At 57.2% G+C, this 26,965-nt stretch carries 21 protein-coding genes and 2 pseudogenes; 16 read left to right on the plus strand and 7 right to left on the minus strand.

Annotated features, from left to right (window positions below):
- The first annotated feature begins 25 nt into the window (after window positions 1-25).
- From nagZ to A1830_RS06155, 5 genes and pseudogenes are all read left to right on the plus strand, one after another.
- Window positions 26-1,036 (plus strand): beta-N-acetylhexosaminidase, encoded by a 1,011-nt coding sequence (gene nagZ / locus A1830_RS06135; protein WP_067703225.1) that lies wholly within the window; start codon window positions 26-28, stop codon window positions 1,034-1,036.
- A 31-nt stretch (window positions 1,037-1,067) separates the two neighbouring features.
- Window positions 1,068-1,610, plus strand: coding sequence for an alpha/beta hydrolase YcfP (gene ycfP, locus A1830_RS06140; protein WP_067703228.1), 543 nt, complete (start codon window positions 1,068-1,070; stop codon window positions 1,608-1,610).
- Between the two features lie 230 nt (window positions 1,611-1,840).
- Window positions 1,841-2,607: pseudogene (locus tag A1830_RS23665) on the plus strand (NAD(P)/FAD-dependent oxidoreductase); the annotation flags it as partial.
- 12 nt (window positions 2,608-2,619) lie between these two features.
- Window positions 2,620-3,273: pseudogene (locus tag A1830_RS23670) on the plus strand (NAD(P)/FAD-dependent oxidoreductase); the annotation flags it as partial.
- Between the two features lie 292 nt (window positions 3,274-3,565).
- Window positions 3,566-4,105, plus strand: a complete 540-nt coding sequence (locus A1830_RS06155) for a glycine zipper 2TM domain-containing protein (RefSeq protein WP_067703231.1) — start codon at window positions 3,566-3,568, stop codon at window positions 4,103-4,105.
- A 957-nt stretch (window positions 4,106-5,062) separates the two neighbouring features.
- Here A1830_RS06155 and mfd read toward each other — a convergent pair.
- Window positions 5,063-8,506, minus strand: coding sequence for a transcription-repair coupling factor (gene mfd, locus A1830_RS06160; protein WP_067703234.1), 3,444 nt, complete (start codon window positions 8,504-8,506; stop codon window positions 5,063-5,065).
- A 79-nt stretch (window positions 8,507-8,585) separates the two neighbouring features.
- Window positions 8,586-8,795, minus strand: coding sequence for a hypothetical protein (locus tag A1830_RS06165; protein ID WP_067703237.1), 210 nt, complete (start codon window positions 8,793-8,795; stop codon window positions 8,586-8,588).
- A 273-nt stretch (window positions 8,796-9,068) separates the two neighbouring features.
- Between A1830_RS06165 and lolC the strand changes: the two genes are divergently transcribed.
- From lolC to cobB, 4 genes are all read left to right on the plus strand, one after another.
- Window positions 9,069-10,268, plus strand: coding sequence for a lipoprotein-releasing ABC transporter permease subunit LolC (gene lolC / locus A1830_RS06170; RefSeq protein ID WP_067703242.1), 1,200 nt, complete (start codon window positions 9,069-9,071; stop codon window positions 10,266-10,268).
- Entirely contained in the window at window positions 10,261-10,965 is a 705-nt protein-coding gene (lolD, locus tag A1830_RS06175; RefSeq protein WP_067703244.1) for a lipoprotein-releasing ABC transporter ATP-binding protein LolD, read from the plus strand. The genes lolC and lolD overlap by 8 nt, the downstream gene beginning before the upstream one ends.
- Window positions 10,962-12,206, plus strand: coding sequence for a lipoprotein-releasing ABC transporter permease subunit LolE (gene lolE / locus A1830_RS06180; RefSeq protein ID WP_156484944.1), 1,245 nt, complete (start codon window positions 10,962-10,964; stop codon window positions 12,204-12,206). Before lolD ends, lolE begins: the two co-directional genes overlap by 4 nt.
- Window positions 12,207-12,273: 67 nt before the next feature.
- Window positions 12,274-13,107, plus strand: a complete 834-nt coding sequence (cobB, locus tag A1830_RS06185; protein ID WP_067703723.1) for a Sir2 family NAD+-dependent deacetylase — start codon at window positions 12,274-12,276, stop codon at window positions 13,105-13,107.
- Window positions 13,108-13,322: 215 nt separating this feature from the next.
- Here the strand turns inward: cobB and A1830_RS06190 are convergent, their stop codons facing one another.
- Complete coding sequence (locus A1830_RS06190; RefSeq protein ID WP_067703248.1) at window positions 13,323-13,700, minus strand: hypothetical protein; 378 nt, start codon at window positions 13,698-13,700, stop codon at window positions 13,323-13,325.
- A 469-nt stretch (window positions 13,701-14,169) separates the two neighbouring features.
- Here A1830_RS06190 and A1830_RS06195 point away from each other — a divergent pair, with 469 nt between their 5' ends.
- Genes A1830_RS06195 through A1830_RS06215 form a run of 5 tightly spaced genes read left to right on the plus strand, consistent with a single transcriptional unit; the run spans window position 14,170 to window position 19,802 of the window.
- A complete protein-coding gene (locus tag A1830_RS06195; RefSeq protein WP_067703251.1) occupies window positions 14,170-15,819 on the plus strand; it encodes an ABC transporter substrate-binding protein in 1,650 nt (549 codons plus the stop codon).
- A 50-nt stretch (window positions 15,820-15,869) separates the two neighbouring features.
- Window positions 15,870-16,829, plus strand: a complete 960-nt coding sequence (locus A1830_RS06200; protein WP_067703254.1) for an ABC transporter permease — start codon at window positions 15,870-15,872, stop codon at window positions 16,827-16,829.
- Window positions 16,829-17,776: an oligopeptide ABC transporter permease gene (gene opp4C, locus A1830_RS06205; protein ID WP_067703256.1), complete on the plus strand. Its 948-nt coding sequence runs from the start codon at window positions 16,829-16,831 to the stop codon at window positions 17,774-17,776. Before A1830_RS06200 ends, opp4C begins: the two co-directional genes overlap by 1 nt.
- Complete coding sequence (locus A1830_RS06210; protein ID WP_082804103.1) at window positions 17,773-18,837, plus strand: ABC transporter ATP-binding protein; 1,065 nt, start codon at window positions 17,773-17,775, stop codon at window positions 18,835-18,837. Before opp4C ends, A1830_RS06210 begins: the two co-directional genes overlap by 4 nt.
- Window positions 18,834-19,802, plus strand: coding sequence for an ABC transporter ATP-binding protein (locus A1830_RS06215; protein WP_067703259.1), 969 nt, complete (start codon window positions 18,834-18,836; stop codon window positions 19,800-19,802). The genes A1830_RS06210 and A1830_RS06215 overlap by 4 nt, the downstream gene beginning before the upstream one ends.
- 24 nt (window positions 19,803-19,826) lie before the next feature.
- Here the strand turns inward: A1830_RS06215 and A1830_RS06220 are convergent, their stop codons facing one another.
- A complete protein-coding gene (locus tag A1830_RS06220; protein WP_067703261.1) occupies window positions 19,827-21,017 on the minus strand; it encodes a benzoate/H(+) symporter BenE family transporter in 1,191 nt (396 codons plus the stop codon).
- Window positions 21,018-21,357: 340 nt separating this feature from the next.
- Between A1830_RS06220 and A1830_RS06225 the strand changes: the two genes are divergently transcribed.
- Complete coding sequence (locus tag A1830_RS06225) at window positions 21,358-21,939, plus strand: helix-turn-helix domain-containing protein (protein ID WP_067703264.1); 582 nt, start codon at window positions 21,358-21,360, stop codon at window positions 21,937-21,939.
- A 129-nt stretch (window positions 21,940-22,068) separates the two neighbouring features.
- Entirely contained in the window at window positions 22,069-23,304 is a 1,236-nt protein-coding gene (gene pepT / locus A1830_RS06230) for a peptidase T (RefSeq protein ID WP_067703267.1), read from the plus strand.
- A 227-nt stretch (window positions 23,305-23,531) separates the two neighbouring features.
- On the opposite strand, the gene A1830_RS06235 is transcribed toward pepT, so the two are convergent.
- From A1830_RS06235 to phoP, 3 genes are all read right to left on the minus strand, one after another.
- Window positions 23,532-24,659: a ribosomal protein uL16 3-hydroxylase gene (locus A1830_RS06235; protein WP_067703270.1), complete on the minus strand. Its 1,128-nt coding sequence runs from the start codon at window positions 24,657-24,659 to the stop codon at window positions 23,532-23,534.
- Window positions 24,660-24,752: 93 nt separating this feature from the next.
- Window positions 24,753-26,207: a two-component system sensor histidine kinase PhoQ gene (phoQ, locus tag A1830_RS06240; protein ID WP_067703273.1), complete on the minus strand. Its 1,455-nt coding sequence runs from the start codon at window positions 26,205-26,207 to the stop codon at window positions 24,753-24,755.
- A gap of 4 nt (window positions 26,208-26,211) precedes the next feature.
- Window positions 26,212-26,880: a two-component system response regulator PhoP gene (phoP, locus tag A1830_RS06245; protein WP_067703275.1), complete on the minus strand. Its 669-nt coding sequence runs from the start codon at window positions 26,878-26,880 to the stop codon at window positions 26,212-26,214.
- Between the last annotated feature and the right edge of the window lie 85 nt (window positions 26,881-26,965).

Below are 26,965 nucleotides of genomic sequence, written 5' to 3' on the forward strand. Positions count from 1 at the left end.
GAAGAGGTGTGAAGTGGGACCGGTAATGTTAGACGTGCTCGGCTACGAGCTGGATGCGGAAGAGCGTGAAATTTTACAACATCCGCTGACGGGTGGGCTGATCCTGTTCAGTCGAAACTACCACGACCCGGCGCAGCTGCGGGAGCTGGTGAGGCAGATTCGACAGGCTTCCCGTCATCGGCTGATCGTGGCCGTCGATCAGGAAGGCGGGCGCGTTCAGCGCTTCCGCGAAGGCTTTACCCGCCTGCCAGCCATGCAGTCATTCGCGGCGCTTCACCCGCAGGCGGAAGCGGTAAAGCTGGCGGAGCAGGCAGGCTGGCTCATGGCGTCGGAAATGATCGCCATGGATATCGACATTAGCTTTGCGCCAGTGCTGGATATTGGCCACGGCAGCGCGGCCATTGGCGAACGCAGCTTCCATCAGGACCCGGCCATCGCGCTCATTCTGGCGCGCCATTTTATCAGCGGTATGCGCAGCGCCGGCATGAAGACCACCGGTAAGCATTTTCCGGGCCACGGTGCGGTCAGCGCAGACTCTCATCTGGAGACGCCGCGCGACAATCGCACCGAAGCGGAAATCCGCCAGCATGATATGCAGATATTCCGCCAGCTGATCGACGAACAGGCGCTGGATGCCGTGATGCCCGCCCACGTCATTTATACTCAGGTGGACAGCCGACCCGCCAGCGGCTCGCCACACTGGTTAAAAACGGTGCTGCGAGGCGAGCTGGGCTTTAAGGGGGTGATTTTCTCCGACGATCTGTCGATGGAAGGCGCGGCGATTATGGGCAGCTATGCGGAGCGAGGCGAAGCCTCGCTGGCTGCGGGCTGCGATATGATTCTGGTATGCAACAATCGCGACGGTGCGGTAAGCGTGCTCGATAATCTGTCCCCGATCAACGCTGAGCGCGTCACCTCCCTTTATCATCAGGGGACTTTTACCCGCGAGCAGCTGATGGCGTCTGCCCGCTGGAAAGAGGCGCATCAAACCCTGAGCGCACTGCAGACGCGCTGGCTGGCGCATAAGGGTAGTTGACCGGCTAACACCACAGAGAGGATGGCAGACGATGATAATCTACTTGCACGGTTTTGATTCAACCAGCCCGGGTAATCATGAGAAGGTCCTGCAGCTGCAATTTATTGATGCGGATGTGCGGCTGCTGAGCTACAGCACGCTGCATCCTAAGCACGATATGCAGTTTCTGCTGAACGAGACGGATAAGCTGCTGCAAAGCAGCAGTGACGACAGGCCCCTCATTTGCGGCGTCGGTCTGGGCGGTTTCTGGGCGGAGCGCATTGGCTTTCTTAGCGATATCCGCCAGGTGATGTTTAACCCCAATCTGTGGCCTGAAGAGAACATGGTAGGGAAGATCAACCGCCCGGAGGAGTACGTTGATATCGCCAGCAAATGCGTGAGTAACTTTCGTGAAAAGAATCGCGATCGCTGCCTGGCGGTGCTTTCCCGTCAGGATGACGCGCTGGACAGTCAGCGTTCCGCGGCCGCGCTGCAAAGTTTCTACGAGATTATCTGGGACGAAACCGAAGGCCACAAATTTAAGAATATCGCTCCCCATCTTCAGCGTATCAAAGCCTTTAAAACGCTGGGTTAACCGTTCAGGCAGCGTGAGCGTTGCTCAGCTGCCTGAATTTTACCTGCGCCTCTTAGTACTATTCTGAGTTCACCAGACAAAAATTGACCTGCATCAATTTTTGCACGACCCCTGATTTTCCCCGTGCTATTCTGCCAGCAGATAGCGAATTAAACTCGCCAACCCTATGTTAATTAAGGATATTAATTTAACCTTTAGTTAACGATTGGTTCACATTTTAAGGGGGTCGTTTGACTACACCAATGAAGAAGATCGTTATTGTCGGCGGAGGTGCTGGTGGTCTGGAGCTGGCCACGCAGCTTGGGCAAAAACTGGGGCGGAAAAACAGAGCGGAAATCACGCTGGTCGATCGCAACCACAGCCACCTGTGGAAGCCGCTGCTGCATGAAGTGGCGACCGGATCGCTGGACGAAGGCATCGACGGACTCAGCTATCTGGCCCACGCCCGCAATCATCACTTCCACTTCCAGCTGGGGACGTTAACCGCTATCGATCGTGAAAACAAACGACTGCATCTGGCGGAGATCCGTGATTCGCACGGCGAGCTGCTGGTGCCGGAGCGTGAGATCGCGTGGGATACGCTGGTTATGGCGTTGGGCAGTACTTCTAATGACTTTGGCACGCCGGGCGTCAAGGATAACTGTATCTTCCTGGACAACCCACACCAGGCGCGTCGCTTCCATAATGAAATGCTTAACCTGTTTCTCAAATTCTCTGCCAGCGAAGGGGTGAAAGAGAAGGTGAATATCGCCATTGTCGGCGGTGGTGCTACGGGCGTTGAGCTTTCAGCTGAACTGCACAATGCGGTTAAACAGCTTCACAGCTATGGCTATAAGGGGCTGGACAATAAGGCGCTGAACGTGACGCTGGTCGAGGCGGGTGAGCGCATTTTACCCGCGCTGCCGCCGCGCATTTCCACCGCGGCCACCCATGAGCTGACCAAACTTGGCGTGCGCGTACTGACGCAGACGATGGTAACCAGCGCCGATAAGCAGGGGCTGCACACGANGAGCGCATTTTACCCGCGCTGCCGCCGCGCATTTCCACCGCGGCCACCCATGAGCTGACCAAACTTGGCGTGCGCGTACTGACGCAGACGATGGTAACCAGCGCCGATAAGCAGGGGCTGCACACGAAATCGGGCGAAGTGATCGAAGCCGATCTGATGGTCTGGGCGGCGGGCATTAAGGCTCCGGACTTTATGAAAGAGATTGGCGGGCTGGAGACCAACCGTATCAATCAGCTGGTGGTTGAACCGACGCTTCAGACCACTCGTGATGCGACTATCTATGCCATCGGCGACTGCGCCTCCTGCGCACTGCCGGAAGGGGGATTTGTCCCGCCACGCGCCCAGTCTGCTCACCAGATGGCGTCGCGGGTGATGGACAATATTCTTGCAGAGATGAAAGGCAAGAGTCAGAAAGCCTACGTCTATAAGGATCACGGATCGCTGGTTTCGCTTTCGCGTTTTAGTACCGTGGGTAGCCTGATGGGAAATCTGATGCGTGGCTCGATGATGGTAGAAGGGCGCATCGCGCGTTTCGTCTATATCTCACTTTATCGTATGCACCAGGTGGCGCTGCATGGTTATTTTAAAACCGGCCTGATGATGCTGGTAGGCAGCATTAACCGCGTTATTCGTCCCCGCCTGAAGCTGCACTAAGCCCTGTTTCGGTCCTGTTGCTGAACGCCATGTAGTAAAACTCAGGGTGGCGCGTCCACCCTGAGCCTTTCAGGTTCACCTATTCCACGCGCCTGCCAGTCAGAACACTCTTAAAAGCTTTTACTTATGTCAAACCGTTACTTTTCGTCCGGTATTCTTATTGTCACATCTGGTCCTGATGCGCACAATTCAATGCAATACCACGGCGCGTCGCGCACGCCGAGTACAAACTCCTGCAACGAGATTGTGCAGAAGGAAAGAATGCGCGGTAACAATTTCAGGAGGGTGTCCTGTGAATAAATCAATGTTGGCGGGTATCGGGATTGGCGTGGCGGCTGCACTGGGTGTGGCAGCGGTAGCGAGTATGAACGTATTTGACCGTGGTCCTCAGTACGCACAGGTGCTTTCTGCTACCCCGATTAAAGAGACCTCTAAAAACCCACGTCAGGAGTGTCGGAATATTACGCTGACCCACCGTCGTGCGGTTCAGGATGAAAACCGCATTGCCGGTTCCGTTCTGGGCGCCGTCGCCGGTGGCGTGCTGGGTCATCAGTTTGGTGGCGGTCGTGGCCGCAGCGTGGCAACCGTTGCCGGTGCGCTGGCGGGTGGCTATGGCGGTAATCAGGCGCAGGGCGCGCTGCAGGATCGAGATACCTATACCACTACCGAACAGCGCTGCAAGACGGTTTACGATAAGCAGGAAAAGATGATGGGTTATGATGTGACCTATAAGATCGGTAGCCAGCAGGGCAAAGTCCGCATGGATAACGATCCCGGTACGCGTATCCCACTGGACAGTAATGGTCAGCTTATCCTGAACGATAAAGCGTAATAACGGCTCAGAAACTGGCTGTGCAGGCTGGGATACCTGCTGTGTGGGTGGGTAGTCCCGGCGTTTGCAGGCTGGTTATGTAAGCTGCGGTGTCTGCGGTGTCGGTGGATAATCCCAGCCATTGCCGGGCGTCCTCACGCCACGCTACGCGTGGTGCCTTTGGCTCCGACTTCAGGCCGGACGGCCCGGTCGCGAGCGGGCATCCCTGCCCGCCGCTCCCTGAGGGCAGCGTCCCTGCTGCCCTCGCCTGGCCTTCCATCTACGCCGCAGCGCTGCGGAATGCACGGCAATGGCTGGGATTATCCACCTCTCGGGCTTTAGAGCCGCCTTTATAAATAAAACGATAAACAAAACCACAGTCAGCATTGTGCATAAGCGTGTAGGAAGGGCGGCGCTTTCAGACATATTCGCCTGGCTGGTTTATAAGTAACAGCAACGTGGGTAGTGATGGAATATATCGCCCAGATTGAAAGCAAAGTAATCACGCAAACCAGATGAAAAAAGTATGACTGAGAGTCCTCTGGCTTTCTCCGGGGTAAGTCATGGACAATTAAAGCGACTCAGAAGCCTGCGTATTAACAGGGTTTGGCTGATGTAGCGCAGGTGCATGATAAAGGCCGGGATTCTATTGAAAGCGACTCTGTAGCCTGAAAGGTGGGTAAGCCCTGTGGTTGACGGGCATTCCGCAGCGCTGCGGCAGAGACGAATGGCCAGGCGAGGGCAGCAGGGACGCTGCCCTCAGGGAGCGGCGGGCAGGGATGCCCGCTCGCGACCGGGCCGTCCGGCCTGGAGTCGGAGCCAAAGGCACCAGGCAAAGCCTNCTAGCCGGTAAATGCAGGGCTTACCCACCGGCAAAGCAGAAATTGCAGCCCGCACAACTAGCCGGTAAATGCAGGGCTTACCCACCGGCAGAGCAGAAATGGCAGCCCATACAACTAGCCGGAGCATCAGCTCCAATCAGGCTGCATTCGCCAGAATCTGCCCCATAAACTCCCGCACCCACTTCATTCGTGCCTTACGCTCACCAAGATCGCGGATAAACTTCAGCTTCGACGGGCCATCCAGCTGCCAGTGTTTTGGTTCCTTCTGCAACAGCCCAATAAGCCAGCCGGGATCGGCCCGGTTCTTCTCGGCAAACTCGATGAAACCGCCTTTCTCGCTCGCCTCGATGCGGCGGATACCCAGCTGCTTCGCCACCATACGCAACGCCGCAATGTCCAACAGATTACGGGCGGCATCCGGCAGCTGACCGAAGCGATCGATCAGCTCCACCTTCAAATCTTCCAGAGCGCCTTCTTCCCCGGCGCTGGCAATGCGCTTATAGAATGACAGACGGGTACTGACGTCGGGAATGAAATCATCCGGCAGCAGAGACGGCATACGCAACTCGACCTCCGTCTGGCCGTTGGTCAAATCCTCCAGCGAAGGCTCCCGGCCCTCCTTCAACGCATCAACGGCGTTCTCCAGCAGCTCCATATACAGAGAAAAGCCAATGGTTTCCATCTGGCCGCTCTGATCCTCGCCAAGCAGTTCGCCCGCGCCGCGAATTTCCAAATCGTGGGTAGCCAGCGCAAAGCCCGCCCCTAAATCCTCCAGCGAGGCGATGGCTTCCAGCCGCTTCTGAGCATCGCCGGTCATCGCTTTTGGATGCGGCGTCAGCAGCCAGGCATAGGCCTGATGGTGTGAGCGACCTACGCGCCCGCGCAGCTGGTGAAGCTGGGCAAGACCGAAGCGATCGGCGCGCTCGATAATAATGGTATTGGCAGTCGGAATATCAATTCCGGTCTCAATGATGGTCGTACAAACCAGCACGTTAAAACGCTGATGGTGGAAATCATTCATCACGCGTTCCAAATCCCGCTCGCGCATCTGGCCGTGCCCGATGGCAACGCGAGCTTCAGGCACCAGCTCCGACAGACGGTTCGCCGCTTTCTCGATATTCTCAACGTCGTTATACAGATAATAAACCTGACCGCCGCGCAGCACCTCACGCAGAATCGCCTCGCGCACGGCTAAATCGTCATACTGACGCACGAAGGTTTTTACCGCCAGACGACGCGCCGGAGGCGTGGCGATAATCGAGAGGTCACGCATGCCGCTCATCGCCATATTCAGCGTACGCGGGATCGGCGTGGCCGTCAGCGTCAGAATATCGACATCGGCCCGCATCGCCTTAATGCGCTCCTTGTGGCGCACGCCAAAACGGTGCTCCTCATCGACAATCAGCAGCCCTAAATCGCGCCACTTCAGTTCGCTGGCCAGCAGCTTATGGGTGCCAATCAGGATATCGATCTTGCCTTCCCGCGCCTCTTCCAGAATCTGCGTCTGCTCCTTAGCGGTGCGGAATCGGGACAGCATCTCTATGCGTACCGGCCAGTTGGCGAAGCGATCGCGGAAATTATCATAGTGCTGCTGAGCGAGCAGGGTGGTGGGGACCAGTACCGCCACCTGCTTGTGGTTTTCAACCGACAGGAAAGCCGCACGCATGGCGACTTCAGTCTTCCCAAAGCCCACGTCGCCGCAAACCAGCCGATCCATTGCCAGCGGCTGACACATATCACTCAGCACGGCATTGATCGCCTGGGCCTGATCGGGCGTGGTTTCAAACGGGAAGCTCTCGCAGAACAGCTGATACTGCTCGCGGTCATGTTTGAAGGCAAAACCCGCTTTCGCCGCGCGCAGCGCGTATATGTCCAGCAGCTCTGCCGCCACGTCGCGGACTTTTTCCGCCGCCTTTTGCCGTGCGCGTGACCAGGCGTCGCTGCCCAGCTTATGCAGGGGTGCATTTTCATCGGCGCCGCCCGCATAACGGCTGATCAGGTGCAGCGAATTAACCGGTACATAGAGCTTCGCATCGCCGGCATAGGTCAGAATCAGATACTCGGCGGTAATTCCGCCCGTTTCCAGCGTCGTCAGCCCCATATAGCGCCCGACGCCGTGTTCCAGATGCACCACCGGCTGACCGGGATGGAGCTCGGCCAGGTTGCGGATTAGCACGTCTGGATTGATGGTGCGGCGGCTGTCCTGACGACGGCGACTGACGCGCGCGCCGAGCAGGTCACTTTCGCAGATCACTGCCCGATGGCGCAGGCCGTCAACAAAGCCGTGTTCGCTGGCCCCGATCATCAGATAGTGCCCGCCCGGCCCGGTTTCACTCAGCGCAGCGATCGCGCGTGGAGAAATTTTGATACGGGCCAGCAGCTCCTGAAGCGCTTCGCGACGTCCTTCGCTCTCCACGGAAAAAATCACCGGGCCGCTAAACGACTCCAGGAACTGACGGAGCGCATCGAGCGGTGCTTTAGCCTGGGCCTGCACCGCGATATCGGGCAGCGTCTGATAGTTCAGGTTCGTATTGGCGGCTTTTTCCGGTAGCGCTTCGCTTTTGAACTGCATGCGCGGCCATTTTTTTAGCTCGCTGAACAGCTCATCGGTACGCATCCAGAGCAATTCGGGCGGCAGCAGAGGGCGCATTGGGTCTACGCGACGGTTTTCAAACCGGGCCGTTACCTCATGCCAGAAACGGTCCGCACTGCCTTCCAGGTCGCCGGTATTGATCAGCAGCGTCCCGGCGGGGAGATAGCTGAATAACGGCGGCAGCGGCTGCTCGAAAAACAGCGGCTGCCAGTACTCAATCCCGGCGGGAAGGGTGCCTTTACTGACCTGCTGATAGATATGCTCAGCTTCACGCCTGACGTCAAAATGTTCGCGCCACTGGCTGCGGAACCGTTCGATGGCCGCTTTGTCCGTGGGGAATTCATGAGCAGGCAGCAGGTTAATCGCCGCGACCTCTTCCAGCGTGCGCTGGCTGTCGACGTCAAACAGACGCAGGCTGTCGATCTCGTCATCAAAGAAATCAATGCGGTAGGGCTGTTCGCTGCCCATCGGATAGAGGTCGAGCAGTGCGCCACGAATGGCATACTCCCCGTGCTCCATCACCTGATCAACATGGCGATAGCCCGCCTGGTCCAGCTGACTGCGCAGCGTATCGCGTGAAAGCTGCTGCCCTTTCTGCATTACCAGCGCGTGACCGTGCAGAAAACTGTGCGGGCAAACGCGCTGCATCAGCGTATTGATCGGCAGGATCAGAACGCCATGGGTCATGGCAGGCAGGTGGTAAAGGGTGGAGAGCCGCGAGGAGATAATATCCTGATGCGGAGAGAAACTGTCGAAGGGCAGCGTCTCCCAGTCTGCCAGGCTGATAACCGGCTGGTCGGTGAACTGTTTGATCTCATCAAGCAGGCGCAGCGCATTTTGCATATCGGGTGCAATCAGCACCACCGGGCCAGCATGACGTTCAATAATTTCTGCGCATTCTACTGCGCAGGCGGCGCCGGTCAGTTGACCCAGTTGACGCTGGTCACCGGCTTTCTTGGGCAGGGTATATCGACTCTGTTCAGGCATAATCTCTCAGGCAGTCTCTTCGCAGTAGGGAGAGCGGGACACAGGCAGTGTTCCCGATTCAGCTCACCGGAGTATACCTCTATTTTGGAGATTGTTGGGTGTAGTGCATTCTGGGTCGGTCAATATTTGCCCACACCAGTTCATTTTCGGCATGATAGCTGTGATTCCCATCGTCCCATTTAACGTAGTAGCCCGCCGGGGCGGCACCCTGTTCAAAGACGTTAACCACCAGTCCCTTAATTTCTCCCGTTTTATGCCTGACGATGCTGCCTTTAGGATATTTTGACATCTTTACCCCTCACCATTCCGCTCTTCGACCCCGTTTCCCGCTCGCGTCATACCCTCTCTTTCAGAGGGGTTTTATAAGTTTACGCTGGTTATTGCTGGTTAATCACGCAAATAGCGCATAATTTTTGTTCGCCTGGCGTGTGCCAGACATCTCTGTTGTTTTTGCTGACAAAACAAAGCAGCCCGCTCAGCGGCTTAGAGGTTCCATAACGCCCGGCTAACCTTTATTATCTTCGATCACTTTTCGCCATCGATTCGCTAAAAGACGGAATACATGTATCAACCTGTCGCGTTATTTATTGGCCTGCGCTATATGCGCGGACGAGCTTCAGACCGCTTTGGGCGGTTTGTCTCCTGGCTTTCGGCCATCGGCATCACGCTGGGGGTGCTGGCGCTGGTCACCGTACTCTCGGTGATGAACGGATTTGAGCACGAGCTGGAAAAAAGCACCCTGAACCTGATGCCGCAGGCGCTCATTGCGTCCGACACGGGATCGATCAATCCCCAGCAAACGCCCGTCAGTGAGCTAAAGCTACAGGGCGTCAGCCGCATCGCGCCGCTCACCACCGGTGACGTGGTCCTGCAAAGCGCCCGCAGCGTCGGAGTGGGGGTGATGCTCGGTATCAATCCCGATGAGCCGGACCCGCTGACGCCCTCGCTGGTTAACGTCAGCCAGACCGTGCTCCAGCCCGGTCAGTACAACGTCATTATGGGTGAGCAGCTGGCGAACCAGCTCGGCGTGAAGCGCGGTGAGCAGATCCGCCTGATGGTGCCTTCGGCCAGCCAGTTTACGCCAATGGGCCGACTGCCCAGCCAGCGCCTGTTTACGGTTGCCGGCACCTACGCGGCAAACAGCGAGGTCGATGGCTATCAGATTCTGGTGAACCAGCAGGACGCATCGCGTCTGATGCGCTATCCGGCAGGAAACATCACCGGCTGGCGCCTGTGGCTGGATAAACCGCTACAGGTGGATACGCTCAGTCAGCAAACGCTGCCCAAAGGTCTGGTATGGAAAGACTGGCGCGAGCGCAAAGGCGAGCTGTTCCAGGCCGTGCGGATGGAAAAAAATATGATGGGGCTACTGCTCAGCCTGATTGTCGCCGTGGCCGCCTTTAACATTATCACCTCGCTGGGGCTGTTAATTATGGAAAAGCAGGGTGAAGTGGCGATCCTGCAGACCCAGGGTCTGACCCGTCGCCAGATTGTGATGGTGTTTATGGTGCAGGGCGCAACGGCAGGCATCGTTGGCTCGGTACTTGGCGCGCTGCTTGGCGTGCTGCTGGCCAGCCAGCTGAATAATCTGATGCCGCTAATTGGCGCGTTCCTCGACGGCGCGGCGCTGCCGGTGGAGATCTCTGTTTCGCAGGTAGTGACCATTGTGATTTCCGCGATGGTGGTTGCCTTGCTTTCAACGCTTTATCCTTCCTGGCGCGCGGCCGCCGTTCAACCCGCAGAGGCTTTACGTTATGAGTAACCCGATGTTGTTGCAGTGCAAAAACCTGTGCAAACGCTATCAGGAAGGAACGGTTCAGACTGACGTGCTGCGTAACGTTTCATTCAATATGGCTCCCGGTGAGCTGACGGCGATTGTCGGCAGCTCCGGCTCCGGTAAAAGTACGCTGATGCACCTGCTGGGGGGGCTGGATACGCCCACCTCGGGAGAGGTGGTATTCAATGACCGCTCACTGAATGTGCTCTCATCTGCAGCAAAAGCGGAGTTACGCAATCGCGAACTCGGCTTTATCTACCAGTTCCACCATCTGCTGCCGGACTTTAGCGCGCTGGAAAATGTCGCCATGCCGCTGCTGATTGGCAAAGCCAGTCAGAGTGAGGCCGAGGGTAAGGCGCGCGAAATGCTGGCGGCCGTTGGCCTGGAAAAACGTGCGGCGCATCGCCCCTCTGAGCTCTCCGGCGGCGAACGTCAACGGGTGGCGATTGCCCGCGCGCTGGTTAATAATCCGCGGCTGGTTCTGGCGGACGAGCCGACGGGTAACCTGGACGCGCGCAATGCCGATGCCATTTTCGACCTGCTGGGCGAACTGAATGTGCGTCAGGGGACCGCGTTCCTGGTCGTCACCCACGATCTTAACCTGGCGAAACGCCTGACCCGGCAGATGGAAATGCGCGACGGTGAGCTCAGCGAGCATGTCACGCTGGCAGGAACGCGCTGATGGGATCGCTCTCTCTTCTTCTTGGACTGCGCTTTAGCCGTGGTCGCCGCCGTAGCGGCATGGTTTCGCTGATATCGGTTATCTCCACGGTCGGTATTGCGCTGGGCGTGGCGGTACTGATTGTCGGGCTGAGCGCGATGAACGGCTTTGAGCGGGAGCTCAACAACCGCATTCTGGCGGTGGTGCCCCACGGTGAGATCGAGCCGGTGAATCAGCCCTTTACCGGCTGGCAGAGCCTGCTGCCGAAAATCGCTGAGGTGAACGGCATTGCCGCCGCAGCGCCCTATATTAACTTTACCGGTCTGATTGAAAGCGGAGCAAAGCTACAGGCGGTGCAGGTTAAAGGCGTCGACCCGCAGCAGGAGAGCCGGCTGAGTGCGCTGCCCTCGTATGTACAAAATAACGCATGGAGCAGCTTCGCGGCGGGTAAGCAGCAAATTATTCTCGGGCAGGGTGTGGCAAAAAGCCTGAAGGTCAAACAGGGTGACTGGCTCTCGATTATGATCCCTAATAGCGATCCCGGTCACAAGCTGTTGCAGCCTAAACGCGTGCGTTTACAGGTCAGCGGTATACTGGCACTCAGCGGCGCGCTCGATCACAGCCTTGCGCTGGTGCCGCTGGCGGATGCCCAGCAGTACCTGGGGATGGGTGACAACGTCACGGGCATTGCGCTTAAAATGGATAATCCCTTCAACGCTCAAAAGCTGGTGCGCGACGCGGGGGAGGTGACCCACTCCTACGTCTATATCCGCAGCTGGATTGGCACCTATGGCTACATGTACCGCGATATTCAGATGATCCGCGCTATTATGTATCTGGCGATGGTGCTGGTAATTGGCGTGGCCTGTTTTAACATCGTCTCCACGCTGGTGATGGCGGTGAAGGATAAGAGCGGGGATATCGCCGTGCTGCGCACCCTGGGCGCAAAGGATGGTCTTATTCGGGCAATATTTGTCTGGTACGGTCTGATGGCCGGGCTGGTGGGCAGCGTAAGCGGCGTGGTGGTCGGCGTGTTGGCCGCGTTTAATCTCACGCCGATTATTCGCGGGCTTGAAACCTTAACCGGTTATCACTTTCTGTCGGGCGATATCTATTTTATCGACTTCCTGCCCTCCGAGGTTCACTGGCTGGATGTGGCTATTGTGCTGGTCACCTCGCTGGTACTCAGCCTGATTGCCAGCTGGTATCCGGCCCGCCGCGCCAGCCGCATCGACCCCGCCCGCGTGCTGAGCGGTCAATAAACGGGAATCAGGCCTCAGGCGTGCGCGGTTGCGCGTACGTCTGCACGTTAAGGATCAAGAAATTATGATGCGAACACCCCGTCGCCGGCTGAGGCTGGCACGTTACAAGAAAACCCGACGCCAGGTGCACCAGCGCTTTCGCCAGCGCATCTTTGAACGCGATCGCACGCTGGAAATCGCCCGTCATCCTCTGCCTCGCGTGGTGGTTCTGACCGGCGCCGGGATCTCAGCTGAGTCCGGTATCCGCACCTTTCGCGCTGCCGATGGCCTGTGGGAAGACCACAAGGTGGAAGACGTAGCCACGCCGGAGGGCTTTGCCCGCGATGCGCAGCAGGTGCAGAATTTCTACAATGCCCGTCGTCGCCAGCTTCAGCAGCCTGAGATCCAGCCCAATGCCGCCCATCTGGCGCTGGCCGAGCTGGAAGCTGCGCTGGGGGACAATTTCCTGCTGGTTACGCAGAATATCGATAACCTGCATGAGCGGGCGGGCAACCGCAATATCATTCATATGCATGGCGAGCTGCTTAAAGTGCGCTGCGTCAGCAGCGGCCAGCTGCTGCACTGGGCTGAGGACGTCAAGCCTGATGACCGCTGCCACTGCTGTCAGTTTCCTGCCGTGCTGCGCCCGCACGTGGTGTGGTTTGGTGAGATGCCGCTGCAGATGGATGAAATTTACGACGCGCTGGGCAAGGCCGATTATTTTATCGCCATTGGCACTTCCGGTCATGTCTATCCGGCAGCGGGATTTGTGCACGAGGCGAAACTGCAGGGCGCGCACACCGTAGAGCTGAATCTTGAGCCAAGCCAGGTGGGCAGTGAATTTCAGGACAAAGAGTATGGCCTGGCCAGCGAGGTCGTACCGGCTTTTGTCCGTAGCCTGCTGGACAAGATCGGCAAATAATTCGGCTTATTATACGCGGCAGGCTGGACTCCCGATAAAGCCAGCCTGCTGCGCTGAAGTTTGAGCGCGTAAAGGCAGGTTGCTGCCTGAGCGCTCACCCGCAGGTTGCCGCGTGCATCAATGCCCGAACCGGGGCGCCAGTTAGAGGCGTCACGGCTTATCTGCGTGGTATATCAGGGCGTGGTGTATCAGGCAACCCGGTTAAGCAGGGAACCTTAGCGGTCGGGAATACTAATGGTCAGTCCGGCTTCATCGGTATAGGGTTTTGTGACCCAGCGTCTTTTCTTATAGTCATACTCTGTCGTGTTATATTTACGTTCGGCATAGGGTTCAACGGTAATGTCTGAAGATGAACGCATGGCTTTGTGAGAGAGTAAGTAACATTTTTCCGAACTGATTTTGTCTCCCCGCTTTTCAATCTCTTCTGTTATCCTCAGCACCTCAGACCCGGTATTATTTCTTTCGCCCAGGGCGATGCATAAATCAGTTTCTGAGAGTTCGGAGAGCTTTTCCGTTGATACGCTATAGTGGGAACAGCCCGAAAGAAAAAGAAATATAAAAGGGAGAAGGGCGGAGGTTTTTTTATTTTTCATCGTAATGATCCTTATTATGATGTCAGGGGATAAATGCTAATTAACAGTTAACCTCAATGAATTTGATTAATCTGCCGTACAGGCTGAACAACCTCTCAGGCCGATCGCTTACAGCGGGACAGGGCTTTCCATACGGAGTGTTAGAGTAAATATTCCGCTGTTATGATGCAAAAAAATGCGGCCCTGTGTTTAGCGTGCATATACTCTTTCCGGCAATTTTCTCCCGCAAAAGAAAGGCAATTAACTGCGGTGCACCCAGGCTTTAGCATGAATTCAGCATTGCTTTGCCACCTATTTACTAAGGATATATTGCTATAAGTCATACGCTTTCGTTGTTAGACAGGAACGGAGGCGACTCTTATCTTTCGTCATTATTTGTCATTTCAACAGGCAATTATTTGATGAGGGAACAGTTTTGAACGGGTTACTAACCAGATTAAAAATAAAACCAGCGGGCGTAACGTCAGCAATGAATATCGCGCTGCTCAGCGGCATGATGGCTTTCTCTTCCATTGCAAACGCCGATGAGATACTCAGGGAGGGGGTCACGCCTGCAACGGATGCCAGCCAGATCCCGGCGGCGGCAGAGCAGCGTAAAGATACCGTGGTCGCCGGTATCTCCGAACCTCAGGGGATTTTTAATCCCTACTTTTTTGTTAACGGCTGGGACGAGAACGTCACCAACGTGATTTTCTCCCGTCTGATTGACTGGGACAGCCAGGGTAAGCTGGTGCCGGGGCTGGCAGCAAGCTGGACCGTCAGTCCTGATAATAAAGTCTATACCATCAAACTGCGCCCGAACCTGACCTTCAGCGATGGCTCTCCGCTCACCGCTGCTGACGTCGCCTTTACCCTCACCGTGCTATACGATCCGCACTATGATGGGGATACCGATATCACCCTCGCCAATATTGCCGGTGGCGCCGGGTATAAAGCCGGTAAGGCCGACAGCGTCAGTGGCCTGAAGGTGATTGACCCGCTGACGTTACAGGTCACTACCACCCAGCCAGGTGCTACCACGCTCGCAAAGATCGGCGGGCCGGTGCTGTCCAAAGCCTGGTACGGCAAAGGTTATCAGCGCGGTAATCTGGATTATCTGCGGACTCTGCACGGCAAACCGCTGGGCAACGGGCCTTACGTCTACGATAAATACCTTCCCGGTCAGGAGATCCGCTTTCACGCCAATAGCCATTTTTATCGCGGTACGCCACCCACGCCGCGCTTTATCTATCGTGTTACGAATCCCTCTACCAACTTCCAGCTGTTCCAGACTGGCGAAACCGACTACGACGCGTTCACATCGCGTCCGGATGATATAGAGCAGCTGAAGCTGCTCGGCTTTGCCAATATAAATCTGTACGGCTCAAGTGATTACAGCAAGGTGGAATTCAACGTTCGACGTCCGGCGCTGCAGGAGGTGAAAGTGCGTCAGGCGCTGATCTACGGGCTGGACCGTCAGAAGCTGATCGATGTGGTGTATCAGGGCTACGGCAGGGTAGCTAATGAACCCATTGCGCCGATCTCCTGGGCTTATGACACCCAGGGGGTAAATCCCTATAAATACGACCCGGCGCAGGCCAGCAGGCTGCTGGATGAGGCGGGCTGGAAGCCGGGACCCGACGGTATTCGCGTTAAAGCGGGTAAGCGGCTGGAACTGACGCTGCTGGTGAGCAAGAAAGTGCTTAATGATGCGCTGATCCCTATTGCTAAAGAGAACTGGCGGCAGATTGGCGTGCTGCTGAAGCCGCAGGTGGTGGATTTCAATGCGCTGATGGCGCAGCGCAAAGCGGGTAACTATGACCTGGCCTCTTTCAGTACCAGTACGCTGAACGACCCCCACGACGGCGTCTGGGACTTCTACAGTACCGAGGCGAAAGAGTCCGGGTATAACAATCCGCAGGTCGACAAGCTTATCGGCGAGGGTAATGCGGTGCTGGACGTTGATAAACGTAAACCCATTTATCATCAGCTATACCAGGTGCTGGCAGCCGATCCGCCGGCGATCCTGCTGGGCTACCGGCAGATCCTCTCGGCAAGCAGCGCCAGGGTCAGCGGCTTTAAACCCGATATCTATAACGGGCTCACCGGCAGCCTGCCGGATGTGAAAATCACCCGATAACCCCTCTCTGTCGCGGCCGCCGGGCGTTCCGGCGGCTGTTGGAAAACGTGATGAGAAATTTTATTCTGCGGCGACTGCTGCAAACGCTGCCGATGCTGCTACTCGCCTCATTTATTATCTTTATGCTGTTTGCGAAAACCCCCGGCGACTTTATTGATGGCAATATCACGCTTACCGCCGCCCGCGCCGCAGAGCTGAAGGCTATTTATGGCCTCGACCAGCCGCTGTTCAGCCGCTATCTGCACTGGCTTGCTCAGCTGGTACGCGGAGATCTGGGCTTCTCGCTGCAATATCAGATCCCGGTCAGTCAGCTGCTCGATCAGTACATCTGGAACTCCTTCCTGCTGGCGATCGTTGCGCTGGTGCTTTACTGGGGCATCGGGCTTACGGTCGGCGTTGCGTCGGCGATGAAACCCAATTCGCTGTTCGACCATCTGGTCAGCATCCTGGTCTTCGCCGCCATGTCGTTCCCCACCTTTTTCCTCTGCCTGCTGCTTATTAAATGGTTTGCCGTCGATCTGCACTGGCTTCCGGTGGGTGGCATGACGAATACCGGCAGCGACGCGACCGGCTGGGCGTGGGTCATGCAGGTGGCTGCACACCTGGCGCTGCCGGTGGTAGCGCTGGTGATGCTTCAGGCGGGCAGCCTGACGCGCTATTTTCGCGCCAGCATGCTGGACGTGGTGAAGATGGATTTTATCCGCACCGCACGCGCCAAAGGACTGCGCGAACGCACGGTGATCTTCCGTCACGCGCTGCGCAATGCGCTATTGCCGGTGATTACCCTGCTCGGGTTTGAACTGCCCGGACTCTTCTCCGGCGCCATTATTACGGAAAAGGTCTTTAACTGGCCCGGTGCCGGGCATATCCATATCGACTCGCTGGCCGCCCGGGATTACCCGGTGCTGATGGGCTTCACCCTGTTTCTGGCGGTATTAACCATTCTCGGCAACCTGATTGCCGACGTGCTTTACGCGTGGGCTGACCCGCGCATTCGTGTGAGGTCGTGATGCTCAGTTCGTTATTTTCAACCGGTCGCCGCCTGCGTAAAGCGGAATTACCGATGCTGGCACAGGTGACGCCCTCCCCATGGCATCAGGCCTGGCACGCGCTGCGCCGGAACCCGCTGGCGATGCTGTGCCTGTTATTACTGACTGTGATGGCCGTCTGGTGCGTACTCGGCCCGCTCTGGTCACCGTGGCAGGATGATGCCACCGATGCGCTAATGATCAATAAACCGCCCGGCGCCGCGCACTGGCTTGGGACGGATTTTCTCGGCCGTGACGTGTATACCCGTCTGCTGATGGCCGGCCGTATCTCGCTGATTATCGGCCTGCTCACCATGCTGCTCTCCGTGACGCTTGGTTATCTGCTCGGTGCGGTATCAGGCTATGCGGGCGGTCTGACCGATAAGATCATTATGCGGCTGGCAGACCTGGTGATGACCATTCCCGGGTTGCCGCTGCTGATTGTGGCCGGAGCGATGCTTTCGGAACTCGATTTCTCACCGGATTCGCGTATCTATATGGTGGTGGTGATGTTAAGCCTGCTGGAGTGGCCAAAGCTGGCGCGGCTGGTGCGCGGGCAGATCCTCTCCCTGCGCGAGCGCGATTTTATGCTGGCGACGCGCATCCTTGGCCTCTCATCGCGCCGCCGTCTGTTTGGACATCTGCTGCCCAACACTGTCCCGATTCTGGTGGTCATGGCAACCATGGCGGTGGCGAATGCCATTCTTAGCGAATCCGCGCTGAGCTATCTGGGGCTTGGCGTCGTGCCGCCGATGCCTTCATGGGGCAATATGATGGATGCGGCCAACAGCCTGATCGATTTTCAGCGCCGCCCGTGGCTGTGGATGCCGCCGGGTATCGCCATTTTTATCACCGTCATCGCCATTAATGTGCTGGGCGATGGCCTGCGCGATGCGCTGGATCCGAAGATGAAAAGGAGTCTGAAGTGAGCGCGCCGCTGATCGCTTTTGACCGGTTATCCGTCTCGTTTGCCGCCGGGCAGGGCCGCGTACGGGCGGTGCAGGAGGTCTCCTTTTCGCTCAATGCCGGGCAGACTCTCGGCATTGTGGGTGAGTCGGGCTGCGGTAAGAGCGTCACCGCGTTGTCGCTTATGGGTCTGCTGCCGCCTCAGGCGGCGCGCATCGACGGCGGCGAGATTCGCTTCCAGGGCAGCGATCTGCTGCGGCTCAAATCTACAAAGATGGCCGATCTGCGTGGCAACGAGCTGGCGATGATTTTTCAGGAGCCGATGAGCGCCCTGAATCCGGTGCTGACGATTGGCGAACAGCTGTGCGAGCCGCTAATCCGCCACCGCGCAGCGTCGCCCAAAGCCGCCTGGCAGCAGGCGACGCGGCTGATCTCTGAGGTGGGGCTGGCGGGGGCGGAGAAGCTGATGCGCGACTACCCACATCAGCTATCCGGCGGTATGCTCCAGCGCATAATGATCGCCATGGCGCTGAGCTGTAAGCCGAAGCTGCTGATTGCCGATGAGCCGACCACCGCGCTGGATGTGACCGTACAGGCGCAAATCCTGCAGCTGCTGCGAGACCAGGCGCGGGCACACCGGATGGCGCTGATGCTGATCACCCATGACTTAGGCGTTATCGCACAGATGGCGGAGCAGGTAGTGGTGATGTATGCCGGACGTATCGTCGAGCAGGGACCCACCGCTGAAGTACTGCGTAACCCGCTGCATCCTTATACCCGGGGACTTATCGCCTCGCGTCCGGTGCCGGGAGAACGGCGGCGGCGGCTCTACTCGATCCCCGGTCAGGTGCCGGATCTGGCCGCACTGCCACCTTACTGCGCCTTCGTGGACCGCTGTGACCGGGCAACCGCGCGCTGTCGTCGCGGCATTCCTCCTTTGGTTGGACAGGCGCCACAGTTGGTCAGACAGGCGCCACAGTTGCTCAGACAGGCGCGACAGCCGGGCGGAGAGGTGCAGGGGTCGGTCAGACAGGTGCGACAGGCAGCCTGTTTCCACAGTGCGTTAGCGGAGCCAGCAGAATGAACGCCGAGTATGTTATTGAAGTGGAAGGGCTGAAAAAGCACTTCCCGCTGCGCGACGGGCTGTTTGGCCGGGAAACCGGGCAGCTCCGCGCGGTAGATGGTGTGAGTTTCCGTATCCGGCAGGGGACGATTTTTGGGCTGGTGGGGGAGTCAGGAAGCGGTAAAACCACGGTTGGCCGCACGCTGCTGGGGTTGTATGACAAAACGGCGGGCAGCGTGAAATATCGCGGGCAGGAGACAGAGACGCTGTCGCAGGCGGAGCTGCGCGCGCTGCGGCCAAAGATACAGCTGGTGTTTCAGGATCCTTACAGCTCGCTGAACCCGCGCATTCGCGTCGGCGACGCCATTGGTGAAGCGATGCTGGAGCACAAGCTCTGCACCCGTGCGGCACTGTATGACAGGGTGATTGATGTCATGAAAGTTTGCGGCCTCGCCCCCGAACATTACGACCGTTTTCCGCATGAGTTCTCCGGCGGTCAGCGTCAGCGCATCGGCATTGCCCGTGCACTGATCCTCAATCCGGATTTTATTGTTGCCGATGAACCCATTTCGGCGCTGGACGTTTCGATTCAGGCGCAGATTATCAATCTGTTTTCCGATCTGCGCGATGAGCGCGGTGTAACCTTTCTGTTTATCTCCCACGATCTCGGCGTGGTCGAGCATCTGTGCGATGACGTTGCGGTAATGTATCTTGGCCAGCTGGTGGAGACCGCCAGCCGTGACGCGCTGTTCAGCCAGCCGCTGCACCCCTACACGCAGGCGCTGCTGGCGGCGGTACCCACGCTGGACCCGGGCAGTGAACCAACAGCGATAGTCCAGGGCGAGATCCCCGATCCTTCACGTCCTCCCTCCGGGTGTCGCTTCTCTGCCCGCTGCCCACTGGCAACGGCTCTCTGCCGTCGGGAACCTCCCGTGCTGCGGCAGGTTGCGCGGGAGCACTTTGTTGCGTGTCATTTGGTGGAGTAGAAGGCAGGGCATCGAATGGGTGGATTAATTCTGACCTCTCCCGAGGCCGGGGAGGGAGAAGATCAGATGGCACAGCACGCCGCCGACCAGCCCCCAGAAGGCCGCACCTATTCCCAGCATCGTCAGACCGGAGGCGGTGATCAGAAAGGTAATCACCGCCGCTTCACGCTGTTTCTCATTCGCCACGGCGCGCTGCAGGCTGCCTGCCAGGGTACCCAGCAGCGCCAGCCCGGCAAGGGTATGAATCAACGCGGGCGGCAGGGCACTAAACAGCTGCCCGATGGCCGCGCCAAATAGCCCGGCCAGCAGATAGAAGAAGCCCGCGCAGGCGGCAGCCCAGTAGCGGCGCTGCGGATCGGGATGCACATCCGGGCCCATGCAGATTGCTGCGGTAATGGCTGCGATGCAGACGGTAAAGCCGCCAAACGGGGCCAGGAGCAGGGCGGTCAGGCCGGTCCAGCTCATTAATGAAGAGACGGGAGCCGGATAGCCCGCAGCCTGGAGGGTAGCGATACCGGGCGCATTTTGCGAGGCCATGGTGACCAGGAAAAAAGGGATGCCGATACCCAGCAGCGTCGACAGGGTAAAGTGCGGCGCGATAAACTGCGGCATGGCTAAGCGAATCGGCTGAGAAGAAAAATGGATCTCGCCGCTCGCCGCCGCGATCGCTAAACCCGCCAGCAGGGTTATCACTATCGCATAGCGGGGCAGGTAGCGTCGTGACAGCAGCCAGACCAGGCACATGCTGGCGGTCAGCGTAAAGTTCAGCTTCAGCGCCCCCACGGCGTCCAGCCCAAATCGCAGCAGGATCCCCGCCAGCATGGCTGCTGAAATGGCCTGTGGGATATGACCGATCAGCCGGGCAAACAGACCGGTGACGCCGCAGAGGAAAATTAATCCGGCAGCAAACACAAACACTCCAATGGCCTGGTCGAGTGGCGTTCCCGGCAGACTGGTGACCAGCAGGGCGGCCCCCGGCGTCGACCAGGCGGTAAGGATCGGGGCGCGATACCAGAGTGAAAGCCCCAGCGACGTTACACCCATTGCCAGCCCCAGCATGGTCAGCCAGCCGCCGGTCTGGAGTTCGCTGGCACCCGCCGCGCCTGCGGCCTGGAAAATAATAGCGGCGGAACTGGTATAACCCACCAGCACGGCGACAAATCCGGCACTCATCGCCGGTATCGTCAGATGGCGAAGCGACAACTCTGGGCGCATGTTGACCTCGGATTAGCACTGGGATGAGACACAAGCTATCATTGTGCGTTATAACGCACAAGATTAACGCACAAGATTAACGCACAAGATTAACGCACAAGATTAACGCTCATTCAGGTCATTGCGGCGCGGGTGGCTTGACCGAAAAAATTTTTGACCTGCAATAAAATCATTTCCCTCAGAGCGGCGTCCCCTTTAGTCTCAGGTAAAATAAAGAGGCCGTGACAGCTTAACCGTGCGGGCGAGACCGCTTAATCGGGAAGGCGACGTGCGCCAGCTCCGGGAAGCCGTTATGCTTTTGCCCGATCTGGAAGAGATGTGGAAGAGTTGTGGAGGAGAAATGGACGAGGGCTACCCTGAACCCGGTCAGACGCTAAAATCCCTGCGCACAGAACGTGCATGGAGTCTCAGCGAAGCCGCGCTGCGCACCGGCGTCAGTAAAGCCATGCTGGGCCAGATAGAGCGGGGTGAATCCAGCCCCACGGTGGCAACCCTGTGGAAAATTGCTACCGGCTTTAATGCGCCTTTTTCGCTGTTTATTTCAGGCATCGGGCCCTGCGCACCTCCCGCGACGGTGCTGCGCAGTGAGAAATTACCGTTGTGGCAGCAGCGCAGCGCTACCATGCAGGCTGCCTCCCTGTTTCCTTACGACAAAACCCTGGGATTAGACATGCTGACCGTTGAGCTGGCACCGGGCGGGATCAGTGAATCGGCGGCTCACGAAAGGGGGGTGATTGAGCATGTGGTGGTGACGGAAGGGACGCTGATGCTTAACGTTGATGACCACGGGTACAGGCTGGTGGCCGGTGAGGCGCTGCGCTTTGCGGCTGACCGACCCCACCGTTATCATAATCAGACGCAGGCAAGGGTGCGCTTTTACAGCCTGATACACTATCCGCTGCGCTTAGATCGCCCGGAATAAGGGTTTAACCGGCAAAGGTGTTACAGCAGGCGTGAATATGAAGAAATAAACTCACACCCGACTGACCTGACGCAATACTTTGTAAAATAAGTTTCCGATAATAAGCACTGGCATTCAGAGGGACGGCAGATGAACAGATTACTCGATCGCTTTTTAAATTATGTATCCTGTGACACCCAGTCAAAGAGTCACGTGCGGCAGGTTCCCAGCACGGAGGGGCAGTGGACGCTGGCGAGGGTACTGAAGGATGAGCTGGAGGCGCTGGGCCTGAGCAATGTCACCCTTAGCGAACACGGCATTGTTATGGCCACTCTGCCGTCTACCGTTTCCTGGCCCGTTCCGGCCATTGGCTTTATCGCGCATATGGACACCTCACCGGATTTCACGGCTAAGAACGTTAATCCGCAGATTGTTGAGAACTATCGCGGGGGCGACATTGCGCTGGGTAACGGCGAAGAATCCCTTTCGCCGGTGATGTTCCCCGTGCTGCACAGCCTGATCGGGCATACGTTAATCACCACGGACGGTAAAACGCTCCTCGGTGCCGACGATAAAGCCGGCGTGGCAGAGATTATGACCGCGCTGGCACGCCTGCAGGATGAGAATATTCCCCACGGTGATATCTGCGTGGCCTTTACCCCGGATGAAGAAATCGGGAAGGGCACCCGCTGTTTCGACGTGAATGCCTTTGGTGCGCGATGGGCCTATACCGTCGACGGCAGCGGTATAGGTGAATTTGAATATGAGAATTTCAACGCCGCTTCTGCCACGGTAAAAATTACTGGTAACAACGTCCATCCCGGTACGGCAAAGGGCGTGATGGTCAATGCGCTGGATTTAGCGATGCGTTTTCATGCCGCCATGCCGGAGAAAGAGGTTCCCGAGCATACCTCAGGCTATGAAGGTTTTTACCATCTCCACGGCATTAAAGGGGGCGTGGATAAAGCCGAAATGAACTACATCATCCGTGATTTCAGTCGCGACACGTTTAAGGCGCGTAAAGCGGTGATGAAGGAAATTGCGGACAGATTAACGCAAACGCTGCATCAGCCCTGTCATATTGAAGTGTCATTTGACGACAGCTATTTCAATATGCGGGAAAAGGTGGAGGCGCATCATCATATTATTGATATCGCGCTACAGGCGATACGCGATTGTGATATCGAACCCGATGTTAAGCCCATTCGCGGAGGAACCGACGGTGCAGCCCTCTCTTTTATGGGCTTACCCTGCCCGAATCTGTTTACCGGTGGCTATAACTATCATGGCAAACATGAGTTTGCCTCGCTGAATAATATGGAGAAGGCGGTAACGGTCATTACCCGTATCGCCGCGCTGACCGCAGAAAAGTATGCCGGGCAGTAGCGCCCGACCTGTTTTACGCTTCCCGTTTACCGACGGTGCTGTGTTGCGCCGTCGTTAAATCGGTGCTTATACGCTGAGAGCGCCATTATGGCCGGGATGATAATACAACGGGACGGGTACCCATACCGCCTTTATGGCCGGGATGCTTAATACAACGCGGCGGGTACCCAGACCGGCGTTTTAGCCGGAAGGCGTGATATCAACGCGGCGGGTACCCCAAACTGCCGTTACTCTTCTTCGCCAAAGTACCAGTAGCCGCAGTTGACCAGTGCGGAAAGCTGGGCCAGGAAAGAGGGATCGTCGAGTGCGGTTCCGAGCGCTTCAGCGCTAAGGGTATGCTGACTGGCCAGTACCTTTAGCGCCTCGCGGTGCGGCGATTCAACCTTTTCACCGTTCACAAAGACCGCATGCCCAATCTGTACGACGCGCAGTCCACCCAGGCGTGAGAGAGAATCACCCTGCTGCAGCGCATCATAAATTTCATCAGGCTGATACGGCGGCTCCGGCGGGGCGAAATCCAGTTCGTGGCGCGACTGGGAGATAAACTCGCCAAACCACTGATTGAACTGATCCGGCTGATTCACCACATCCAGCATCATTTTACGGATACCATCAATCTCTTCCGGCAGGATCTCTGCCTGGTTATCACGTGCCGGGACGTCAGGATCGGTAAAGCGATAGCTGCCAAGCTCATTTGACAACACATAGTCCGCGAAACCGCTGATCAGCTCACGGCCACTGGGGGCGCGAAAGCCAACGGAGTAGTTGATGGCATTTTCGAGTGAGTAACCTTCATGCGGGAATCCTGGTGGGATATAGAGGATATCACCCGGCTCCATCTCTTCATCAATAATGGCGTCGAAAGGCTCGACCTGGAGCAGATCGGGATGCGGGCAGTGCTGTTTCATCGCCACCTTCTCGCCCACGCGCCAGCGACGGCGGCCGGTGCCCTGAATAATAAACACATCGTACTGGTCAAGATGGGGACCCACACCGCCGCCGGGGACGGAGAACGAAATCATCAGATCGTCGATGCGCCAGTCGGGCAGGAAGCGGAACGGCCGCATCAGGGCGGCAGAAGGCTCATGCCAGTGGTCAACGGCCTGTACCAGCAGCGACCAGTTGTTTTCACCCAGATGATCGTAGCTTTCAAATGGACCGTGACCCACCTGCCATTTCCCGTCCTGATGACTGACCAGACGGCTGTCAACGTCACTTTCCATCGCCAGGCCTGCCAGTTCATCCGGAGAAATCGGGTCGACAAAGTTTTTGAAGCCGCGCTTAAGCACAACCGGGCGTTTCTGCCAGTAGCGTGCAATAAAATCGGGCCAGTTGAGGTCGAGCTGATACGCCATAATGACATTTCCTGAAAGCTGAATTTGTTCGATTATAACAGCCCCGGGCAGGGGCGGGGAAACGCATTTGCCACCGCGCGGGGAGAGCAGCAACTATTCATCATCATGCAGCACTTCCTGCCGCTTGAAGATCACTTCCATGCGCGCGCCACCCAGTTCACTGGTGGTCGCGATGATGTCTCCGGCATACTGCTCCAGTATATCCCGGGCGACCGAGAGGCCCAGCCCCTGGCCGGGACGCAGGGTATCCGCCCGCTGGCCGCGAATAAAGATCAGCGAGCGCTTGCTTTCGGGGATCCCTGGCCCGTCATCGTCGACAATCAGATGCAGCTGGTCCTCGGTTTGCATCACGCTGATTTCCACAAACTCCAGACAATATTTGCAGGCGTTATCAAGGATATTGCCCATCACTTCCATAAAGTCATTTTGTTCGCCAACGAACGTGACCTCGGGGGAGATATCCAGCGTTAGCGACACGCCCTTGCGCTGATAAACTTTATTCAGTGCAGAGCAGAGGCTGTCCAGCAGGGCGGGCACCGAGTGCAGTTCACGCTTCAGCACGTTGTGGTCGGCCTGCATGCTGGCGCGGTGCAGGTAGTAACCAATCTGCTGGGAAATACGGCTGATTTGTTCCAGCATAATAGGTTCGGCCTGCTCAATCGTCAGGTTGCCGCGCAGCGAACGCAGCGTGGTTTGCAGCACCGCCAGCGGGGTTTTAAGGCTGTGCGTCAGGTCGCTTAGCGTGGTGCGATAGCGCGTGTAGCGCTGATGCTCATTGTCCAGCAGCAGGTTCAGGTTCCTCACCAGGCTTTTGAGCTCCTGCGGCGGCAGTGGGTCAAGCGTATCCCGATTGCCGCTCTCCAGCTCCCGAACCTGACTGGCAAGCGTGCCAATAGGGCGCAGGCTCCAGTGGGCGGCCAGCCACAGCAGGGGAATAACCAGCAGCAGGTTGACCAGCAGCACATAGCTGAACCAGGACCAGACGACGTCGGAATGCTGAAGCTCCTGTGGAATCGAGTCCACCACCACGATGGTCAGTGCGGGCAGGGTCGGCGTCGCCTCATAGCGGTTAACCGCCACGGAGTGGGTAAAGGTGTCGTTATTATCGTCATCATAGGCGGTCAGTTTGTTCTGCGCTTCCTGGTTATCGCCTAATGCCTGACGGCTGGTGCTGTTATCGGTATCAATTTCATAAAAGTCCGCGCGCTTCAGCCATTCACGTTTGATTTTATCGCGGATTTCAGGCACGTCGCGCAGCTGCCAGAGCAGCTTGCCCTTCTCATTGTAGATAAACACCAGAGTGGGAAAATTAAGAGAGAGGGTCTCCGGCTTAGCGATGGTCAGTTTGCCATCGTGCCACTGCGCCAGGGTGAAAAAGAGATTACTTTCACCGCGCATCACCCGATAGGTATTTTTATCGAAGCTCACCACATAGCCAAATACCGCCACCATCCCGTAGGAGAGCGAGAGGATCAGCACCACCGCTGCGGTAGCCATCAGAAAGCGCGCCCGCAGTGAGAAAGGTTTTTTAGGACGAAAGTGGGTCATCGGCTTAGAGATCGAACCGGTAGCCCTGGCCCCGGACGGTAGTTATCACGTCGGTCGGATGCTCTGCCTGCATCTTCTTACGCAATCTTCCCATCAGAACGTCGATCGTATGACTCTCACGCAGTTCGGCATCAGGATAGAGCTGGAGCATCAGCGAGTCTTTGCTGACCACCTTGCCCGCATTCCGGATCAGCGTTTCAATAATGGTATATTCAAAGGCGGTCAGCTTAATGTACCGATCGTTTATGGTCAGTTCACGACGCGAGAGGTCGACCTGGAAAGGGGCGATGGTAATAATCTGCGACGCCAGCCCACTGTTACGACGCATCAGCGCCTGCATGCGGGCGACCACCTCTTCAATATGGAAGGGCTTGGTCACGTAGTCATCGGCACCGGCTTCCAGCGCTTCAACCTTCGCCTGCCAGCCGTCACGCGCGGTCAGTACCAGAATCGGCTGCTTCACCTCTTCTCCCCGCCAGCGGCGAATCAGCGTCATGCCGTCTTCGTCAGGTAATCCTAAATCCACCAGCGTGATATCAGGCGTGTGTTCACTGAGGAAATAGTCCGCCTCTTTGGCATCTTCTGCTGCATCAACCTGATGACCTAACTCCCGCAGCTGGACGGCAAGATGATGACGGAGCAGAGGGTTATCTTCCACGACCAGTACGCGCATAACGGATATCCTTTATATATGATGTGAGCGGCCCCAGAGCCTTATTTTATTCTTTGAAGAGTATAGGTGAAAGCGAATAAACAGC

The organism is Erwinia sp. ErVv1, assembly GCF_900068895.1.
Classification (GTDB): domain Bacteria; phylum Pseudomonadota; class Gammaproteobacteria; order Enterobacterales; family Enterobacteriaceae; genus Erwinia.

Bases quoted from the DNA above. Each gene is read 5' to 3' on its own strand.
- nagZ (WP_067703225.1), top strand. From the start codon at position 26: ATGTTAGACGTGCTCGGCTACGAGCTGGATGCGGAAGAGCGTGAAATT.
- ycfP (WP_067703228.1), top strand. From the start codon at position 1,068: ATGATAATCTACTTGCACGGTTTTGATTCAACCAGCCCGGGTAATCAT.
- mfd (WP_067703234.1), bottom strand. From the start codon at position 8,506: ATGCCTGAACAGAGTCGATATACCCTGCCCAAGAAAGCCGGTGACCAG.
- A1830_RS06165 (WP_067703237.1), bottom strand. From the start codon at position 8,795: ATGTCAAAATATCCTAAAGGCAGCATCGTCAGGCATAAAACGGGAGAA.
- lolC (WP_067703242.1), top strand. From the start codon at position 9,069: ATGTATCAACCTGTCGCGTTATTTATTGGCCTGCGCTATATGCGCGGA.
- lolD (WP_067703244.1), top strand. From the start codon at position 10,261: ATGAGTAACCCGATGTTGTTGCAGTGCAAAAACCTGTGCAAACGCTAT.
- cobB (WP_067703723.1), top strand. From the start codon at position 12,274: ATGCGAACACCCCGTCGCCGGCTGAGGCTGGCACGTTACAAGAAAACC.
- A1830_RS06190 (WP_067703248.1), bottom strand. From the start codon at position 13,700: ATGAAAAATAAAAAAACCTCCGCCCTTCTCCCTTTTATATTTCTTTTT.
- A1830_RS06195 (WP_067703251.1), top strand. From the start codon at position 14,170: ATGAATATCGCGCTGCTCAGCGGCATGATGGCTTTCTCTTCCATTGCA.
- A1830_RS06200 (WP_067703254.1), top strand. From the start codon at position 15,870: ATGAGAAATTTTATTCTGCGGCGACTGCTGCAAACGCTGCCGATGCTG.
- opp4C (WP_067703256.1), top strand. From the start codon at position 16,829: ATGCTCAGTTCGTTATTTTCAACCGGTCGCCGCCTGCGTAAAGCGGAA.
- A1830_RS06215 (WP_067703259.1), top strand. From the start codon at position 18,834: ATGAACGCCGAGTATGTTATTGAAGTGGAAGGGCTGAAAAAGCACTTC.
- A1830_RS06220 (WP_067703261.1), bottom strand. From the start codon at position 21,017: ATGCGCCCAGAGTTGTCGCTTCGCCATCTGACGATACCGGCGATGAGT.
- A1830_RS06225 (WP_067703264.1), top strand. From the start codon at position 21,358: ATGGACGAGGGCTACCCTGAACCCGGTCAGACGCTAAAATCCCTGCGC.
- pepT (WP_067703267.1), top strand. From the start codon at position 22,069: ATGAACAGATTACTCGATCGCTTTTTAAATTATGTATCCTGTGACACC.
- A1830_RS06235 (WP_067703270.1), bottom strand. From the start codon at position 24,659: ATGGCGTATCAGCTCGACCTCAACTGGCCCGATTTTATTGCACGCTAC.
- phoQ (WP_067703273.1), bottom strand. From the start codon at position 26,207: ATGACCCACTTTCGTCCTAAAAAACCTTTCTCACTGCGGGCGCGCTTT.
- phoP (WP_067703275.1), bottom strand. From the start codon at position 26,880: ATGCGCGTACTGGTCGTGGAAGATAACCCTCTGCTCCGTCATCATCTT.